Consider the following 18,127-nt stretch of genomic DNA (forward strand, 5'->3'; position numbering starts at 1 on the left):
GCTTGGCGCCCCCTACTTTACATCAAGACGTGGGCGTCCAAGGCGCCTGCCACTTCAATGACGAGGCACCTGTGCTGGTCCTAGCCTCTTCCTCGCCACGCCGCCGCGACCTGCTCGCGCGGCTCGGCGTCGTGCCGTCGCGCGTGGAATCCCCCGATATCGACGAAGCGCCGCGCAAGGCCGAGCCGCCGCGCGCCTACGCGCTGCGTCTCGCGGTCGAAAAGGCCAGCGCGGTCGCGCGCGCAGAGGGTGAGATCGTGCTCGCCGGCGACACCACGATCGCGCTCGGTAGCCGCATCCTGCCGCCTGCCGACACGATCGAGATCCAGCGCGACCTGCTCGGCAAGCTGTCGGGCCGGCGCCATCACTGCCTGTCCGCAGTCTGCGTGATCGACGCGACCGGCAAGGTCCGTACGCGGATCGCCGACACGGTCGTCGCGTTCAAGCCGCTCTCACCAGCCGAGATCGACGCGTATCTCGCGTGCGGCGAAGGGCTCGGCAAGGCCGGGGGCTACGCGATCCAGGGCCGCGCCGAGGCGTTCGTGCGCTTCCTGTCGGGCAGCCATTCGGGCGTCGTCGGCCTGCCGTTGTTCGAAACGCGCGCGTTGTTGAAGACCGCTGGCGTCGCGCTTGCCTGATTCGGGGCCTGAATGGCTCTACGAAGCCGGCATCGGCGAAGCGCGTGCCGCGCTGGTGCAGGACGATCAGATTCTCGAAGCCGCGATCGAGCTCGATACCGAGGCACTGAAGGTCGGCCTCGTCGCCCGCGCGCGGCTCGTGGAACTGCTGCCGGGACGCCGCGGCCGCGTCGCGCTCGATAGCGGCGAGGCGTTGATCAACCACCTCCCCGCGGGCATCACACAGGGTGCCGCCCTCACCGTCGAGATCGTCCGCGAGGCCCTCCCCGAAGCGGGCCGTGCAAAGCTCGCCAAGGCGGTTCCCAGCGATCTGCCGCCTCGCCCTGCCCCGACACTGTACGAGCGCCTCGTGGCGACCGGGCGGCCCGTCATGAGCCCCCGCCCCCACGAACTCGATGCGCTGGAGGCAGCCGGCTGGTCCGAGCTGCTCGACGAGGCCACCAGCGGCGAGATCGTCTTCCCCCTTGGCGCGCTCCGCCTGTCACCCACCCCGGCGATGACGCTGTTCGACGTCGATGGCGCACCACCGCTGGATACGCTCGCCGTCGCCGCCGCGCACGCCGTGGCGCGCGCACTCTGCAGACACGGCATCGGCGGCTCGATCGGGATCGATTTCCCGACGATCGCCGGCAAGGCGCAGCGCAACGCCGTCGCCGCCGCGATCGACGAATCGTTACCGCAGCCGTTCGAACGGACCGCGGTGAACGGCTTCGGCTTCCTCCAGATCGTCCGCCCGCGCCCACGCGCGTCGATCCCCGAGATCCTCCGCAGCGATCCGGTCGGCGCAGCGGCCCGCGCAGTGCTCCGCACGCTCGAGCGCACGCCGCCAGCCGCCTCGCGGCGCCACACCCTGCCCGCGAGCGTCCACGCACGCCTGATGGCGCGTCCGGCCTGGCTGGCGGAACTCGCCCGCCGCACGGGCGTCGTCCACGAACTGGAGAGCGCCTGATGCCCCCTGCCGCTACCGTCAAATGCCCGATCTGCGACCAGCCCGCGGTCCCTGAATACAAGCCGTTCTGCTCGAGCCGCCACCGCGACCGCGACCTGTTGCAGTGGCTGGGCGAAGGCTATCGCATTCCCGGCCGCGCAATTGCGCAAACGGGGCTGGACAGCGCCGAAGACCCCGACTAAACGCGCCCTTCCGATCGCAAGGTCGGACGCTTCTCCGGTCCCAGACCGGACGTGCCCGGATAGCTCAGTTGGTAGAGCATGCGACTGAAAATCGCAGTGTCGGCGGTTCGACCCCGTCTCCGGGCACCATTTTTCCCTTACCGTCGTTCGTACTAAGTAGAGACCGAATAGTTGCACCAGCAGCGTATCGAGGGCTCGTATCGACGCATGGGGCCCGCGCGCCAACCTGTCCTTCGATACGCCGTCTCGATACGCCGCCTGCGGCGACTCCTCGACGGCTACCCGGGACGAACGGGGCGGAGAGCCACTCAAGACGAGCGGGAGAAGCGTCAGGACGCCGACGCGGTCGGTTTAGCGGACGATCCGCGTCACGTGCCCCATCTTCCGCCCCGGCCGCGCGATGCCCTTGCCGTACAGGTGCAAATGCGCGCCGGGTTCGGCCAGCAACGCCGCCCAGCGATCCGCGTCGTCCCCGATCAGGTTTTCCATCGTGGCGTCTCGCCCGGTCAGCGTCGTCGCGCCGAGGGGCAGGCCACAGATCGCGCGAATGTGGTTTTCGAACTGCGAGCACTCGGCGCCCTCGATCGTCCAATGGCCGGAATTGTGCACGCGCGGGGCCATCTCGTTGAACACCGGGCCGTCGGCGCCGACGAAGAACTCGCACGCCAGCACGCCGACATAGTCGAGTTCGGCGGCGATTCGTTCGGCCAGTGCGGCGGCGTCCTCGGCCTGAGCCAGCACGGCGGCGGGTGCGGGGACGGTCGAGTGGCGCAGGATCGCGTCGCAGTGCACGTTGTGCGGCGAATCGTAGCGCACGATGCTGCCATCGAGGCCGCGGGCGATCAGGATCGAGAATTCATGGTCGAACGGTACGAAGGCCTCGAGCACCGCCGGGCCGCCGATCGCATCCCAGGCGGCCTGCGCCGCGGCGGGTGTGTCGATTTTGACCTGCCCCTTGCCGTCATAGCCGAAGCGCGAGGTCTTGAGGATGGCGGGGGTGCCTACCGCCTCCAGGCCCGCTTGCAGGCTTGCGAGGCTGTCGACTGCGGCCCACGGTGCCGGACGGCCGCCGACTCTCTCCACGAAGCGTTTTTCGCCGATCCGTTCCTGCGCCACGCGGAGCGCGCGCGGGCTCGGGTGGACGGGGACGCGGTCGGCGAGCCATTCGACCGGCTCGACCGCGATGTTCTCGAACTCGTAGGTCACGACGTCGCAGGCGTCGGCGAAGTCGGCGAGCACGATGCGGTTGTGATAGTCGGCGCGCGTCATCGTCGAGGCGGACTGCGCGGCGACGCTCTCCTGGTCCGGCGCGAGGACGTGCGTGTGATAGCCGAGCTGCGCCGCGGCGGTGGCGAGCATACGGCCGAGCTGGCCGCCGCCAAGGATGCCGATGGTCGATCCGGGGGGAAGCGGCGTCATGTCTTGGCGTCCTTCAGACTATTGGGCTTCAGGCGGGGTCGGTGGCGACGGCGTCGGTCTGCGCGGCACGCCAGGCCTTCAGACGCTCGGCCAGCGCATCGTCGGACGTCGCGAGGATCGCGGCCGCCAGCAGCCCGGCGTTGATCGCGCCGGGCTTGCCGATCGCCAGCGTGCCGACCGGGATGCCGCCGGGCATCTGGACGATCGAGAGCAGGCTATCCATGCCCTTGAGCGCCTTCGATTCGACGGGCACGCCGAGCACGGGAAGATGCGTCATCGCGGCGGCCATGCCGGGGAGATGTGCCGCGCCGCCTGCACCGGCGATCACCACCTTGAGACCACGATCGGCGGCGGTCGTCGCATAGTCGTAGAGGCGTTGCGGGGTGCGGTGAGCGGAGACGACCTTGGTCTCGTACGCGACGTCGAGCGCGTCGAGCGTCTCGGCGGCGTGGCGCATCGTCTCCCAATCGGAGGTGCTGCCCATGATAATGCCGACTAGAGCCACGATCGCCCCCTGGTTCAAGGAGCGCCGTGCCTAGCGATGCATGCGATGGAGGGCAACCGTCAGCCCGTACGCCGGCAGCCCGTACGCCGTCATCCTGGGCTCGACCCAGGATCCAGAGCCACGAACGCTGGCGGTGTTGGCTCTGGATCCTGACTTTCGTCAGGGTGACGGCGGCTTACCGCTCGCTCAGATAGTAGCGATCCGTCGCGTTCAGGTCGGCATCGAGTTCGTAGACGATCGGCTGGCCGGTCGGGATTTCCAGGCTCGTGATCTCGTCGTCGGGAATGTTCGACAGGTGCTTCACCAGCGCGCGGAGCGAGTTGCCGTGCGCGGAGATCAGGATGCGCTGGCCGTCCTTGAGCGCCGGCGCGATCCGCTCGTCCCAGTACGGAAGGACGCGGGCGATGGTGTCCTTGAGGCTTTCGGTCTTGGGGATCGCGATGCCGTCGTAGCGCCGGTCCGTCGACAGGTCGAAGTCGCTGCCATCGTCGAGCACCGGCGGCGGCACGTCGAAGCTGCGCCGCCAAATATGGACCTGCGCGTCGCCATGCTTGGCCGCGGTCTCGGCCTTGTCGAGACCGGTCAGGCCGCCATAATGCCGCTCGTTGAGGCGCCAGTCCTTCTCGACCGGCAGCCAGAGCCGACCCATGGCCTCGAGCGCGATGTTGAGCGTCTTGATCGCGCGCGTCTGCAAGCTGACGAAGGTCTGGTCGAAATCCAGGCCCTTGGCGGCCATCAGTTCGCCCGCGGCCTTGGCCTCGGCCTCGCCCTTGGCGGTCATGTCGACGTCCCACCAGCCGGTGAAACGGTTCTCGAGGTTCCAGGTGGACTGGCCGTGGCGGATCAGGACTAGGGTCGGCATTGGGTCTCCTGGGGGATTTCGGGAGGGAAAGGCGTTCGCAATCCTATCCGTCATCCTGACGAAAGTCAGGATCCAGGGTAACCGAGCGCTGCCGCTCTTGGCGCTGGATCCTGACTTTCGTCAGGATGACGAGACGCGGGGGATCAGATATCGTCGATCATGCCGGCCAGCGTCTCCAGCATCGCGTGCGCGAGCTGTTTCGAGCGCTCGGGCGACCAGCCGAACTCGGGATCGGCGTTCACGTCGTGATCCTTGAACGGCATCTCGAGCGTCATCGACACCGCGCCGAAGCGCTCTGCGAGCTGGTTGGTCGACATCGACAGGTTGGCGGTGCCCGGTGCGGACTTGGGATAGCCCTTCTCGGTCTGGAAATCGGGCGTGTGCGCGGCGAGGCGACGGCCGTATTCGTAGAATTTCTCGCCGTGCGCGTCGGTCCAGGACGGGATGCCCTCGAAACCGGCGATGAAGTTCGCCGGGATCGCCTCGTCGCCGTGGATGTCCATCGCGACGTCGACGCCGGTCAGGTCCATCGCGTTGCGGACGCAGAGGACCTCGGGGCTCTTCTCAAGCGTCGGCGTGTGCCATTCGCGGTTGAGGTTCACGCCGACCGCGTTGGTGCGCAGATGACCGCGCCGCGTGCCGTCCGGGTTCATGTTGGGCACGACGTTGAACGTCGCCTTTGCCAGCAGGTCCGCGGTGATCGGATCGGCCGAATCGGTCAGACGCTCGAGCGCACCTTCCATCCACCATTCGGTCATCGATTCGCCGGGATGCTGGCGCCCGTAGATCCATACCTGCTTCGGTCCCGACCCGATCGTGAAGCAGTCGATCGCCTGCCCGTCGAGCGACTGGCCGAGTTCGCGGTGCGCGACGCCGGGCAGCAACGCCGTGCGGGCCACCAGCGCCTCATGCATTTCCATCGTGTACGGCGCGAAATAGGCGAACCAGGCGAGATCGGTGTCGGCAGTGAAGTCGAATTCGAGCACGCCATTTTCATAGCGTGTATCGATCATCCGCCATGCCTGCCGATCGGTGCTGGCGCGCGTCTTGTACCCCGGCCAGCCGAACGGATAGGCCGACTTGCCCGCATTTAGGATGCGATATGTCAGCGTCCGCCCGGCCGCCCCCGCCACCCGGAAAAAGAACCACTGGAAGAAGTCGGACTGGAAATCGGTGACGATCTCCAGGTCGATTCGGTCTCCTTCGGTGGCGACAACGCGGATGTTGCCGCCATCGAAAGCGGCGTTGATGGTGACGGGCATAGGGGCTTGGCTCATTTCACCTGAATAGTGCGACCGGACTCGCCGGGGAACCCCATGAACAGCGCGCGGGCCAGCTTGTCGGCCTGGATATCGGTCCGGGCATCGTCCTTGCGGGCGTCGGCGAAGGACTGCGCGCGGCCTTCCCAGACGGGTGACTGGTCGGCAGTACGCTTGATCGTCACCGACAGCTCGGACACGAGGATCGCGGTGCTCCCACCGCCGCCGATCGGGAAGCCGACCCCGCCGCCCAGCCCGACGCCACCGCCGCCGCCGCGACGGCCGCCGCTGCCGCTAAAGCCGCCGCCACCGATGCCGATGCTGATCGGCGACCGCTTGGGCGGGCCTGCCTGCGTGGTGCGGGTAAAGCCTACCGTCGCCACCAGCAGCGGCTTCGCGCCGGCCATCGGCACACTATAGCCGGCCTTGAGCAGTTCGCCCTGCACGGCGGCCGCGTAGGTCTTAAACTCGATGCTGGCGGGGCCGCCACCGGTGAGCGGCTGGACTGCGATGGTGCCGCGATCGATTGGCTCGCCGAGGTGATAGCGCAGAACCTCGGTAGGCGGCAGCGACGGGCCGGTCGCGCACGCGGTGAGGGATGCGCTTGCCAGCGCCAGGACCAGGATCGAACGAACCGCCATCGGGACTTCCTTAGAATGTTGCGCTATAGTAACGCTCGGACCAGCCGAGTGGGTTCCCGGATGGCTTGAGCGTGTCCGTTGCTTGACTTGGACACACCCCGCTATTAGGCGATCCCGTCTTTCCGCACACCTAGATTTGAAAAGAAGCGAATCGATCATGAAGATCCGCAATTCCCTGAAGTCGCTCAAGGATCGTCACCGCGATAACCGCGTGATCCGTCGTCGTGGCCGTACCTACGTCATCAACAAGACCAACCGTCGCTTCAAGGCACGCCAGGGCTAACGCCCTGACTACCGCCGTCATTTTCGACGTCGGTCGTGTCCTGTACGACTGGGATCCCCGGATCCTGTACGAGCGCCTGATCGACGACGATCGGGCGCTCGACGCGTTACTTCGCGATGTCGTGACGATCGACTGGCACTTCCAGCACGACGCTGGCCGTAACTTCGCCGACACCTCGGCGGAGTTGGCCGCGCTGTATCCGCAGCATGCCGACTTGATCGCCGCCTGGGGGCCGCGATTCACTGAGAGCATCGGCGCGGGAATCGCTGGCATGCATGGGATCGTGACCGAACTGGACGACGCTGGCGTTCCGCTGTTCGCGATTACGAACTTCAGCCACGAGTTCTGGCCACCCTTTCGCGCGCGTGAGGCCTATCTGTTCGACCGGTTCCGCGACGTCGTCGTGTCGGGCGAGGAGAAGATGGTGAAGCCGGACGCGGCGATCTATCGGCTGGCGCTGGAGCGATTCGGGTTGGCGGCGGAGGACGCGGTGTTCGTCGACGACAATGCGGCGAACGTCGCGGCGGCGCAGGCGCTGGGCATCGAATCGGTGCTGTTCACGACTGCGGCGGATTTCCGCGCGCGGCTGGTCGAGCTTGGGCTCCCAATTAACCAGCACCCGTCATCCTGACGAAAGTCAGGATCCAGAGCCGTTAGCGCCAGGGTCCGTTACCCTGGATCCTGACTTTCGTTAGGATGACGGGGTGGCGTAGCTCACTGCTCCAGCGAGATCGACTGCCGCAAGTTCGCCACCGCAGTCTCTTGATCTGCGACCGGAGCTTCCGGGATCATCCCGCCCTCGAAATCGTCCGTCACCGTCACGGTCGTCCCCAGCGTCGTCACCCCGAACAACTGCTTCGCAAAACCGAGCGGCACGCGGATACAGCCGTGCGACGCGGGGAAGCCAGGGTTCCGCCCCGCGTGGATCGCGATGCCGTCCCAGGTCAGACGCTGCATGAACGGCATCGATGCATCGTCGTACAGGCTCGACTTGTGGACCGCGTTCTTCTGTAGGATCGGATAGGTGCCTACCGGCGTGTCCTTGCCATCCTTGCCGCTGGAGATCGTCGTCGCCGCGATCATTGTCGACCCGCGATAGACGAACGCGCGCTGCTCCATAAGACTGACCACGACGCTGACAGGTTCGCTGGAGCCATTATCCTTCCAGACGAACTGGTTGGGCGAGAGTTCGGTTGCGGCCTGCTCGATGGGCATCGCGGCAATGGCAGCGGCCGATGCGGCCTGCGCAGGGTTTGCGCCCACGAAGATCGCAAGGCTCAACCCCATGGCCATGAACGACCGCGCCGTCCTGCTCGCTATTTTGCCCATTGTCTCGTCCGTCCTCGAATCCCGATATTTTCGCCCAACGCGCGATTCTTCAAAACGTGCCGTCAGCGAAGTGAGTCGATGAACCGACCCTAGATCGGGGTAGTTAGAGGGAACGGACCCACAACCAGTGGAAATGGTTGCAGAATATTCACGGAAAATCGGCTATACGGTGGTCCAAGAAACGGGGCAATTTCGGGAAAATCGATGCACGACGAGCAAGGTCCTGTGCGCGAACGACGCGCGCTTCTGAAGAATGGTTTGGTATTGGCGGGGGCTCTGGCGGTACCGGGTGCGGTTTCCGCAACGTCGCGGCTCGGACGCCCGCTGACGGCGCGCGATCTGAAGCCGATGACGCAGCCGCCGCTGCCGCGTACGACGGTGGCACTGACGTCGCCGAAGGTGGTCCGTCCCGATCTGCTGCGCCAGGCGATGGCGTCGCTCAGCCGGCATGGCAGCCGCATTCCGAACCGTGACCGGATCGCGATCGCCGATTTCGCGGCACCGTCGGGCAAGCCGCGGTTCCATTTCATCGACCTCGCCAGCGGGCGCAGCACGTCGTTGCTGGTCGCGCACGGCAGCGGCTCCGATCCGGCGCATACCGGCTATCTCGAGCGCTTCTCGAACCGCTTTGGCTCGAACGCATCATCGGAAGGCGCGTTCGTCACCGACGATTATTATGTCGGCAAACATGGTCGTTCGCAGCGGCTGATCGGTCTCGATCCGACCAACGACAATGCGCTCGATCGTGCGATCGTGGTGCATTCGGCCTGGTACGCGAACAAGGACATGATCGAGAGCCATGGTATGCTCGGTCGCAGCCAGGGCTGTTTCGCGGTCGGCGAGCGTGATCTGGACCAGGTCTTCGCGCGCCTTGGTGCCGGCCGCATGATCTACGCGGCGAAGGTCTGAGATATCGGCTCGGACCGCGGTCTATCCTGCGGTCTGAGCCATCCGGCTCCGTTCCATTCTCCGGCGCGCGCGTCGCACCCCGCCGATGAGTCCCGACCATAAAAGTGCCTCGAGGCCGGCATAGCCGAGCCCCAGGTGATCGGGACGCACCGCCAGCACGTCGGCGAGCCGGATCGTCCCCGCGCGCAAGCCCGCTCGCCCGATGTCGCCCCAGCGCCGCGCGGTCTCCCAGCGAATCAAACGGATGTCGTGCGCGGAACAGTCGTGCGTTGCCAGGAAATCGGCCTGAATCACGCTCAGTGCGCTGCCCAGCGTAGCCAGCGCGGCGCGATCCGGGACTGGGCGCTTGGCCATGTTGTGCAGCATGATCAGCCGCGCGACGCGCTCCGCGCGATCGTCGAACAGCCGGGCATAGCGTTCGGTCAGGACGCGGACTGAAGCGGCCTCCATCGTATCGACGAAGCGCTTCGAGACGCCGCCGGGGTGGACGCGGTACAGCACCAGCGCCTCGTCCAGCCGCGCGATCGCGCCGAAATGCTGGATCCGCTGATACAGGTCGAAATCCTCGGCGTAGAGCAACTCGGGCCGCGTCACCGGATCCAGCCGCCGCGCCACCGCGGTCCGCATCATCGTCGACGACCAGACCAGCGGGTTCTCGATGCAGGTCAGCCAGGCGACCAGCGCGGGCGTGGTGGTTGGCGCATAGCTGGACGGGCCGACCACGCCTTCGGTCAGGAGTTCGGCCGCGGTGCCCAGCAGCACCGTGTCCGGATGCGAGTCGAGATACGCGACCTGGCGCGCGAAGCGATCGGGGCGACAGATGTCGTCATGGTCGAGTGCAGCGATGTAGCGGCCGCGTGCTTCGGCAAACCCACGATTGCGCGCCAGCACCGGGCCGCCATTTTTTGCCATCTCGACCAGTCGCACGCGCGGATCGCGCCATGCCCGCACCACCTCGCGCGTGTCGTCGGTCGAGCAGTCGTCGACGACGATTACCTCGAAATCAGTAAAGGTCTGCGCTTCGAGGCTGGCGAGCGTCTCTTCGATCAAACCGGCGCCATTATACGCGGCCATGATCACGCTGACGGCGGGATCGGCGTCTCGGTCGTTCGACATCACGCGGCCGCCAATGCCTTCGACGCCATCACCTGATCGACGATCATCAGCCCCACATCGTTCTGCCATAGCCACAAGCCATTGGCCTGGCCCGAAAAACTACTCTCGCCGCCAAGCGTTCCCCATGGCACGAAGCCCGCCGCCAGTCCCAGTCCGTAGAGCCCGGCGACCGGCGCGCCGTCGGCATCGACCACCCGGCAGTAGCGATCGACCATCGGCCGCCCGTCATGCGCGGCCAGCGCGATCGGCGCACCGTCGCGGTCGGCGATCGGCATCGCGATCGGCCGATAGCCAAGCGCCGCGATCACCAGGTCCGCACCTTCGATCAGCGCCCGGGCCGCAGCATCGTCGTCGCTCGTGATCCGGTGCAGCGCTACGCGCGGATCGGGCACGCGGCCGTCTATCCCGAGCATCCGCAGCACAAGGTCGCGCGCTTCCAGCCGGAAGCCGGCGAGGCGGTAGACGAACCCCGACACCGGGCAGATATCGTCGGGGCCGAAATCGGTGAAGCCCTCGGCATGCGCCGCCTCGATCGAATGATAGAACGGACGGAGCGGACGGCGGTGCAGCAGCGTAATCGCGCCGGCTCCGAGCGGCAGCGCTGGCTGGCTCTTGAGCAGCAGTGCGATCGTGGTCAGCGCGCTGGTCGACCCACCGATCACCGCGATCCTCGGGTTGCGCTTGCCGGTCAGGATATCGGCGACCTTCTCGAACCCGCCGACCGTCAGCACGTCGTCGGACTGGAGCAGGCGTCCGCCTGCCAGTTCGATCAGGCTGGCCCCCGCAACACGCTGCGTGGCGAGCCGGTCGAGCGGCTGATGCCCGCCCGTCGCCACGACGACGTTGCGTGCGAGTTGCTCGAACACATGGCCATCGGCCAGCCGGCGGACCTTTACGCTCCAATATCCGTCGCCGACGCGTTTCGCGCCCAGCGCCTCGTGCCCCGTCAGCACGACGCCGCCATTGCTGCGGACGATATCCGTGAGCCGGTCCCCGGTGGCGCGCAACAACGGCCCGACCTCGGTCAGCGGCACGCCAAGCGCGCCCTCATGCGCCGCGACGGCCCGTCCCGCAGGATGATCGACGAGGCGCGCGAGTTCGGGATGCACATTGTCGCGCACCGCGGTCAGGAAGGTCTGCGCGGTCGAATCGGAGGTGATCGCATAGCGCCCGAGCCGCCCGCCGCCGATCGCGTTGCCGCGCTCGACCACCATCAGCCCCGATGCGGCGAAATCGGGCAGCAGACCGCGCTTGGTCGCCGAGGTGAGCATCGCGGTCCCTGCCGGACCACCGCCGACGATGATCACCGACGCGATGGTACCGCCCGCCCCGCGCACCGACGCACGCCGATCGCGCGGACGGACGATCGCCGCGCAGGCGTTCGCCAAGGCGGTGGCGGCATGCCGCGCATCCTCGACCGACATCGCGTCCGTAATCGGCAGCGACAGCATCCGCCCGGCGATCCTGTCCGCGACCGGTGTCGGCTCGATCATCGCGGTCGCCTGGAACCAGGGCTGTTCGCCGAGATGCGGGCTGAAATAGCGGCCGCAGCCGACCCCATCCGCCTCGATCGCCGCGACGATCGCATCGCGGTGATGCGCGATGTGCTCGGGGAGCAACACCGGCATGAACTGCATCGAGCGCCGCCGGCCCGACACGGCCTGGAACTGGAAGCCGGCCAGCGTGGCGCGGTAGGCATCCTCCAGACCGGCGCGGTGGTCGGCGATCGCGTCGATCTCGGCCAGCTTGGTCTGTGCCATGATCGCGGTGATCTCGGGCAGCTTTGCGTTGATGCCGGGCAGCGTGGCGTTGCGGCTGCCTTCGAAGCCGAAATTCCCCATCGATCGCAACGTCGCGATCAGGTCGACGTCGCTGCTGTGGATCAGACCGCCCTCGCCGACCGCGAACGTCTTGGTCGCGTGCATCGAATGGACCACCGCGAACGGTGCACGCGCGCCGAACCCGAGTCCGGAGTCGTCGAGCGTGCCGAGCGACGACGCTGCATCGATCACGATGCCGACGCCGTAGCGCCGCTGAAAATGCACATAGCGGTCGAGGTCGATCGCGTTGCCGAACGTCGCATAGGGCACGACCACGCCGATCCGCTCGCCGTGACGTTGCAGCAGCCGCTCTTCCTCGAGCGCGCACGCAGCCCAGTCATCGGGATCGATATCGCAGATCAGAGGCGTCAGCCCTGCCCAGGCCGCCGCCTGCGCGGTCGCGGCGAACGTCAGTGCGGGCATCAGCGCCAGCGTGCCCTGCTTGGGGTTCAGCCCGCCGGTCCGCATGCCCGACGCGTGGCGTATCGCGAGCATCAGGCCCAGCGTCGCATTGCCGACCGCAAGGCTGGCGCCGTGGCCGCCGAACAGCGTTTCGGTCACCCCCGCCTCGAACGCGCGAACCTCGGGGCCGTTGTTGCTGAACACCCCCGATGCCTCGACCCGGCGCAGCGCGTCGAGATGCTCGCTCAGCCGCGGCGGGTTCGGCGCGATCAGGGGGAGGCGTTTCATCGGCGATCCGGTCTGTTGTGCGACAGGTCTATGACCCACCGCCTCCTAACAACCAGTTACGCGCGCAATCGCCAATATACGCAGACAGTTCTTTCCTTACACCAACCCGGATCGCACCCGGGATGGTGCAGGACTTTCAGCGCACCAAAGGCAGGCTGATATAGCTTTCGTCTGGCCCGGCGACCGTCACTTTCTGCGTCGCCTTCACATAGTCCTTGGGGCTTGCGAAAAAGATGTTCGGGACGAAGGTCTGTGGGTTGCGATCGTAGAGCGGGAACCAGCTCGACTGGACCTGCACCATGATCTTGTGCCCCGGCAGGAACACGTGATTGGTGGTCGGCAAGGCGAACTTGTATTTCAGCGGCACGTTCGCGGCGATCGGCTTGGCGACCGCCAGATCCTCACGGTAACGCCCGCGGAAGATGTCCATCGCGACCGGCAGTTGATAGCCCGCCATCGGCTTGTCGCCTGGGTTAACGTCCGGATAGACGTCGATCAGCTTCACCACCCAGTCGCTGTCGGTGCCGCTGGTCGCCGCCGTCAGGTTCACTTCCGGCACGCCCGCGATCGTCGTCGGCGTGGTGAGCGCATCGGTGGTGAACGTCAGCACGTCGGGCCGGCCCGAGACGGCGCGCTGATCGTCGACCAGCCACTGTTTCCAGGTCGATGCGCTCGCATAGGTCGGCAGCGTCGGGCGCACGCGGTAGCTGACGGGCGCCGCCGGATCGGAGATATAGTCCGCCGTCGCCGCGGCACCGCCGGTGGCCTGGAAACCGAGCGCACCGCCGGGCTTGAGGTAGAGCGGCGTGCCGGCGGTCGGCGCGGTCGGCCATTTATCGAGCTTCTGCCATTCGTTGCGGCCCGACTGGAACATGGTCACCGGCGCGACATCCATCGCCGGCTGGTCGCTCTTCAGATAATGCGCGAGGAATGGCGCCAGGACGTGCCAGCGCCACCATTTGGCGGTGTCGGCATCCCATTTGATCGCGCCCAGCGCGCTGCCGTCGCGCACCTCCTGCCCGTGATACCAGGGGCCCATCGACAGATAGACCATGTCGTTGGCGGTGTCCTTGGGCTCGAGCGCGCGATAGACCGCGGGCGCGCCGTAGATGTCCTCCTGATCCCACAGGCCACCGACGATCAGCGTCGGCACCTTCAAGGGCTGGCCCGCGAGCACGGTGTCCATCGCCTGGCTCGACCAGAACGAATCATACGCCGGATGCTGCGTGATCTTGCGCCAGAAGCCGAGCTGTTCGAGGCCCTGCGCCTTGCCGATCGCGCCGGCCGAGCCGCCCTTCAGATAATAGTCGTAATCGTCCGCGGTGTCGGTGATCCACGGCGTGCCCGCGTCCTTGGTCGCTTCCTGGCCGAGAATGTAGGGCATCATGCCTTGGCGGAACGCGCCGTTGTGGAACCAGTCGTCGCCGCGCCAGCCATCGACCATCGGGTTCATCGGCACCGAGACCTTGAGCGCGGGATGCGGATTGATCAAAGCCATCAGCGGCAGGAAGCCGTCATAGCTGATCCCGCTGATCCCCACGCGCCCGTTCGATTCGGGGACGTGCTTCACCAGCCAGTCGATCGTGTCGTAGGTGTCGGTCGAGTCGTCGGTCTTGGTCGGGTTCTGCGCGGTGCCGGCGCGCGCGGGGTTCATCATGTAGATGCCCTCCGACGCATGCATCCCGCGCACGTCCTGGATCACGCGGATATAGCCCGCCGCCGCGATCACGTCGCCCGCGCCGTCGCCATGCTCGAGAATCCCCGCATAGGTACCGCTGTCGACCTTGGTCTGGCCGTCGGCATCGTAGGGCGTGCGCGTCATCAGGATGCCCGCGTCCTTCGCGCCCTTTGGGACGATGATGACGGTGTGCAGCTTCACCCCGTCGCGCATCGGGATCTCGACGACTTTGCGCACATAATCATAGCCGACGTCGCGCGGCGCCATCTTGGCGGGGCGTTCGTCGTAATTCTGCGCGGTCGCGGGGGTGGTGGTGGCAAGCGCGGCCAGTGCGCAGGCTGTCAGCAAACGGGGCATCGATATCATTGTTCTTTTTCCTTCCCTCCCGGACCGAAAAAGAAAAGGCCCGCTTTTCCGCGTGGAAAAACGAGCCCCTCTCATAGCTTGGATCATCACGCCGAACGCGCGATCACCCTGATCTGTAGACCGTCACCCCAGCCAACGCCGGGGTCTCCCGCTTGGCAGGCGCCGCCCGTCACACCATGAGATCCCAGCATTCGCTGGGATGACGGCGTTGGCGGGGAGCACACAGTCACAGTCCTTGATCGTCGTGCGGACGCGTCAGGCGGTCCGCGTGCCGGTCAGCGGGAAGCTGCCGAAGGCGCCGGCCGCGACGCTGCCCTTGAGAACGTCGTCCTCGACGGTTGCCTTGCAGTCGAGCGTCATCGGCATCGGCACGGTCATGCTCTGCTTCCAGGTGATCGTGTCGCCATCGACCTCGCCAGTGACATCCATGCCGCCCATCGCACCCGACACCGCACCGCTGAAGGTGTCGCCCGCGCTGGTCACGGTCAGCGTCATCTTCTGGTCACCCAGCGGCGACTTGACCACGCAATCCCAGCTGCCATCGACGTTTGCCATTGCTCTCTCTCCTGAATCGCCGCCCGAGATGCTCGAGCCCTAAAAGTTAATTGCCGCCGGCAACCGACGCCGCGGGGATGACCTCGACCGGCAGGCCGATGCTGTCAAGCTGCGGCCGCACCGTCTTCGCATCGCCGACCACGACCCAGATCGTCTTCTTCGGATCGATCGCCTGCTGGATCGCGGTGTTGAGTTGCGGCAGGTTAAGTCCCTGGTAGCGCTGCGTGATCGTCGCATAGTAATCGTCGGGCCGCTTGAGCAGGTCGTTCTGCTGCATCGCGCCCAGCACCGCGTCCGACGTCTCGAAATTACCCGACAGCGATCGGATCGCGCCGTTGATCGCGCGGTCGAACTCGAGCTGCGTCATTGGCTCCTTGCCGAGGAACGCGCCGATATCGCTGCGAAGTGCGGCGATCGACGGACCGGTCTGATCCGCCTGCACCGGCGCCGACAGGATGTACGGCGCGGCGTACTCCGCCTGCTGGAACCGCCCCGACACGCCATAGGACCAGTGCTTGCTCTCACGCAGGTCCATGTTGACGCGCCCGAGGAAGCTGCCGCCGAGCGCATCGTTCGCGGTCACGATCGGCAACAGGTCCTGCGTGCCCTTCAATCCGGTCGGCACGCCGGCGACGATCACCGACTGCGGGCTGTCGGGCCGGTCGATCAGCACGATCTTCGGCGCGGACGGCGTGACGGTCGCCGGGAACGCCTTGACGCCCGCCGCGCCGACGGGACGCCAGGTCCCGAACCGCGCGTCGAGCGCTGCCTTCACCTCGGCGAGCGGACGATCGCTGACGACGAAGATCTTCGCCTTGTCGGGGCGCAGCCATGCCTGCTGGAACGCAACGAGGTCTGCGCGGGTCAAAGCGGCGACCGCCTTGGGATCGCCGCTGCCCTGCGCCTTGGCATAGGGCGAGGTCGGCCCGAGCAGCTTCGGCAGGACGCGCGTCGCCAGCCCCTGCGGGCTGGTCAGCTCCTGCGCGATCTGTGCGAGCTGCTGGTTCTTGACGCGCGCGACCTCGGCGTCGGCGAAGGCCGGGTTCTGCGCGATGTCGGCGAACAGGTCGACCGCGGGGGCGAGGTTGGCACTCGGCACCTGCAACGACAGGAAGGTCCGGTCGTTCGACGCACCCGAGCCGATATCCGCGCCCAGCCGCTCCTTGGCCTCGGCTAGCGCGACCGAGTCGCGCGTTGCGGTCCCCTCGTCCATCATCGACAGCGTCAGCTTCTGCGTGCCGAGCTTGCCCGGAACATCCGCCGCGACGCCGGCATCGAAGCTCAGCACCGCCTGCGTCACCGGCACCGCGTCGCGCTGTGCGTAGACGACCTCGATGCCGTTGGTCAGACGCGTGCGCTCGACCGTCGGGAAGCTGAGCCCCGCGACCTGGCCGACCGCGGGCAACGATCCGCGCGTGCCCTTTGGCGGCGCCTCGGGGGCGGGCACGACGACGGCCTTGGGTGGCACGACCGCATTGGCATAGGCATCGCGCGCGCCGGGCACGACCGTGAGCGAATAGGCCGGCCGCGACAGCCACTTGGCCGCCGCCGCCCGCACGCTGGCCGGCGTTTCCGCGGCGAGCTGGAGAAGCTGCTTCTTGTAGAAGCCGGGATCGTTCGAATACAGCGCGCCTTCGGCCAGCGCGACCGCCTTGCCGCCGAAGCCGCCGACCGATTCGAGCCCTTCCATCCGGCGCGCCGCCGTGGTCGTCGCGACCCGGCCGACCTCGTCGGCGGTCGGGCCGTTCTTGAGGAAATCGGCGAGGATCTCATCGATTCGCCGGTTCACCACCGCAGGGTCGACGCCCTCGCGGACGATCGCCTGGATCTCGAACATACCGAGCTGACTGAAGCTGCTATTCTCGGCGGAGATCCGCGTGACGAGCTTCTCCTTCTTGACCAGCGCAGTATCGAAGCGGCTGCTGGCGAGCCCGCCCAGCACGCCCGCCGCGACGTCGAGCGCGGTGCCGTCCTTGTCGTTCAGGCCGGGGACCACCCAGTTGCGGCTGACCATCACCGCCGCGACGCGATCCTTGATCGTCTCGCTCACCGGCGCGGGCAAGGTCGGGATCGGCGCGGCGGGCACGATGCTCTCGGGCCCTTTGGCGATGCCGCCAAAATACTTCTCCGCAAGACGCCGGCCGGTGGCCGCGTCGACGTCGCCGGCCAGCACCAGCACCGCGTTGTTCGGGCCGTAATGATCCTTGAACCAGTCCTTCACCGTCTGCAGCGACGCCGCATCGAGATCCGCCATCGAGCCGATCGTGGTGTGGCCGTAAGGATGCGTTGCGGGGAACAGCCCCTCGGTGATCTTGTACTGGGTCAGGCCGTAGGGCTGGTTGTCGCCCTGGCGCTTCTCGTTCTGGACGACGCCGCGCTGCTCGTCGAGCACGCCCTGGGTAATTGCGCCGGTGAGATAGCCCATCCGGTCGGATTCGAGGAACAGCGCGCGATCGAGCGCGGCAGTCGGCACCGTCTCGAAATAATTGGTGCGGTCGAAATAGGTGGTACCGTTGAAGTCGGTCGCGCCGACCTGTTTCAGCGGCTCGAAGAAATCGCCCGGTGCGTTCTCGGAGCCGTTGAACATCAGATGCTCGAACAGATGCGCGAACCCGGTCTTGCCCTTCGGCTCGAACTTCGACCCGACATTATACCAGACGCTGACTGCCACCACGGGCGCCTTGCGATCGGTATGCACGACGACGCGCAGGCCGTTCTTCAGCGTGAACTGCTGGTAGGGGATATCGACCGACTTGACCAAGTCGGCGACCGGCGCAGGCTTTGCCGCCGGGGTAGCGGGTCGCTGAGTCTGGCCGAATGCGGGCGAGACGAGGGCGATTGCAGCGACGCCGGCAAGCGCGGTCATTTTCAAAGCCATATGCGAAGACTACCCTCAGTTTCGAACGATATCGTCGCACCATAAGCG

17 protein-coding genes and 1 tRNA gene are annotated in these 18,127 nt (G+C 66.7%); 7 read left to right on the plus strand and 11 right to left on the minus strand.

What is annotated here, in order from left to right; all coding sequences use genetic code 11:
• Window positions 1-29: 29 nt before the first annotated feature.
• From HMP09_RS11290 to HMP09_RS11305, 4 genes are all read left to right on the plus strand, one after another.
• Window positions 30-638 (plus strand): Maf family protein, encoded by a 609-nt coding sequence (locus HMP09_RS11290; RefSeq protein WP_232090193.1) that lies wholly within the window; start codon window positions 30-32, stop codon window positions 636-638.
• Entirely contained in the window at window positions 631-1,587 is a 957-nt protein-coding gene (locus HMP09_RS11295; protein WP_176500448.1) for a ribonuclease, read from the plus strand. The genes HMP09_RS11290 and HMP09_RS11295 overlap by 8 nt, the downstream gene beginning before the upstream one ends.
• Window positions 1,587-1,769, plus strand: a complete 183-nt coding sequence (locus HMP09_RS11300) for a DNA gyrase inhibitor YacG (protein ID WP_176500449.1) — start codon at window positions 1,587-1,589, stop codon at window positions 1,767-1,769. Before HMP09_RS11295 ends, HMP09_RS11300 begins: the two co-directional genes overlap by 1 nt.
• A 53-nt stretch (window positions 1,770-1,822) precedes the next feature.
• Window positions 1,823-1,898, plus strand: a tRNA-Phe gene (locus tag HMP09_RS11305).
• Window positions 1,899-2,120: 222 nt separating this feature from the next.
• Here HMP09_RS11305 and HMP09_RS11310 read toward each other — a convergent pair.
• From HMP09_RS11310 to HMP09_RS11330, 5 genes are all read right to left on the minus strand, one after another.
• Window positions 2,121-3,188: a 5-(carboxyamino)imidazole ribonucleotide synthase gene (locus HMP09_RS11310; protein ID WP_176500450.1), complete on the minus strand. Its 1,068-nt coding sequence runs from the start codon at window positions 3,186-3,188 to the stop codon at window positions 2,121-2,123.
• A 28-nt stretch (window positions 3,189-3,216) separates the two neighbouring features.
• A complete protein-coding gene (purE, locus tag HMP09_RS11315; RefSeq protein WP_176500451.1) occupies window positions 3,217-3,672 on the minus strand; it encodes a 5-(carboxyamino)imidazole ribonucleotide mutase in 456 nt (151 codons plus the stop codon).
• A gap of 196 nt (window positions 3,673-3,868) precedes the next feature.
• The gene (gene gpmA, locus HMP09_RS11320) at window positions 3,869-4,555 is read right to left on the minus strand and encodes a 2,3-diphosphoglycerate-dependent phosphoglycerate mutase (RefSeq protein WP_176500452.1); all 687 of its coding nucleotides are present in this window, start codon (window positions 4,553-4,555) and stop codon (window positions 3,869-3,871) included.
• Window positions 4,556-4,698: 143 nt separating this feature from the next.
• Complete coding sequence (locus HMP09_RS11325) at window positions 4,699-5,817, minus strand: M14 family metallopeptidase (protein WP_176501726.1); 1,119 nt, start codon at window positions 5,815-5,817, stop codon at window positions 4,699-4,701.
• Window positions 5,818-5,828: 11 nt separating this feature from the next.
• Entirely contained in the window at window positions 5,829-6,455 is a 627-nt protein-coding gene (locus HMP09_RS11330) for a DUF4136 domain-containing protein (RefSeq protein WP_176500453.1), read from the minus strand.
• 157 nt (window positions 6,456-6,612) lie between these two features.
• Here HMP09_RS11330 and ykgO point away from each other — a divergent pair, with 157 nt between their 5' ends.
• A complete protein-coding gene (ykgO, locus tag HMP09_RS11335; RefSeq protein WP_003046794.1) occupies window positions 6,613-6,738 on the plus strand; it encodes a type B 50S ribosomal protein L36 in 126 nt (41 codons plus the stop codon).
• A 4-nt stretch (window positions 6,739-6,742) separates the two neighbouring features.
• Window positions 6,743-7,369, plus strand: a complete 627-nt coding sequence (locus HMP09_RS11340) for an HAD-IA family hydrolase (RefSeq protein WP_176501727.1) — start codon at window positions 6,743-6,745, stop codon at window positions 7,367-7,369.
• An 83-nt stretch (window positions 7,370-7,452) separates the two neighbouring features.
• Here the strand turns inward: HMP09_RS11340 and HMP09_RS11345 are convergent, their stop codons facing one another.
• Window positions 7,453-8,031, minus strand: a complete 579-nt coding sequence (locus HMP09_RS11345) for a L,D-transpeptidase family protein (RefSeq protein WP_232090194.1) — start codon at window positions 8,029-8,031, stop codon at window positions 7,453-7,455.
• Window positions 8,032-8,271: 240 nt separating this feature from the next.
• Between HMP09_RS11345 and HMP09_RS11350 the strand changes: the two genes are divergently transcribed.
• Window positions 8,272-8,976, plus strand: a complete 705-nt coding sequence (locus tag HMP09_RS11350) for a murein L,D-transpeptidase catalytic domain family protein (protein WP_176500455.1) — start codon at window positions 8,272-8,274, stop codon at window positions 8,974-8,976.
• A 21-nt stretch (window positions 8,977-8,997) separates the two neighbouring features.
• Here HMP09_RS11350 and HMP09_RS11355 read toward each other — a convergent pair whose 3' ends face one another.
• The 5 genes from HMP09_RS11355 to HMP09_RS11375 all read right to left on the minus strand — a co-directional run bounded on the left by HMP09_RS11355 (window position 8,998) and on the right by HMP09_RS11375 (window position 18,079).
• Window positions 8,998-10,092, minus strand: a complete 1,095-nt coding sequence (locus HMP09_RS11355; protein WP_176500456.1) for a glycosyltransferase family 2 protein — start codon at window positions 10,090-10,092, stop codon at window positions 8,998-9,000.
• Window positions 10,092-12,602 carry a DegT/DnrJ/EryC1/StrS family aminotransferase gene (locus tag HMP09_RS11360; RefSeq protein WP_176500457.1) on the minus strand — a complete coding sequence of 837 codons (2,511 nt, stop codon included), beginning with the start codon at window positions 12,600-12,602 and terminating at the stop codon, window positions 10,092-10,094. Before HMP09_RS11360 ends, HMP09_RS11355 begins: the two co-directional genes overlap by 1 nt.
• A 136-nt stretch (window positions 12,603-12,738) precedes the next feature.
• Window positions 12,739-14,646: a CocE/NonD family hydrolase gene (locus HMP09_RS11365; RefSeq protein WP_232090195.1), complete on the minus strand. Its 1,908-nt coding sequence runs from the start codon at window positions 14,644-14,646 to the stop codon at window positions 12,739-12,741.
• Window positions 14,647-14,901: 255 nt separating this feature from the next.
• Complete coding sequence (locus HMP09_RS11370; protein WP_176500458.1) at window positions 14,902-15,201, minus strand: hypothetical protein; 300 nt, start codon at window positions 15,199-15,201, stop codon at window positions 14,902-14,904.
• A 46-nt stretch (window positions 15,202-15,247) separates the two neighbouring features.
• A complete protein-coding gene (locus tag HMP09_RS11375; protein ID WP_176500459.1) occupies window positions 15,248-18,079 on the minus strand; it encodes a M16 family metallopeptidase in 2,832 nt (943 codons plus the stop codon).
• Window positions 18,080-18,127 lie beyond the last annotated feature (48 nt).

This window comes from Sphingomonas sp. HMP9, assembly GCF_013374115.1.
Taxonomy (GTDB): Bacteria; Pseudomonadota; Alphaproteobacteria; order Sphingomonadales; family Sphingomonadaceae; genus Sphingomonas.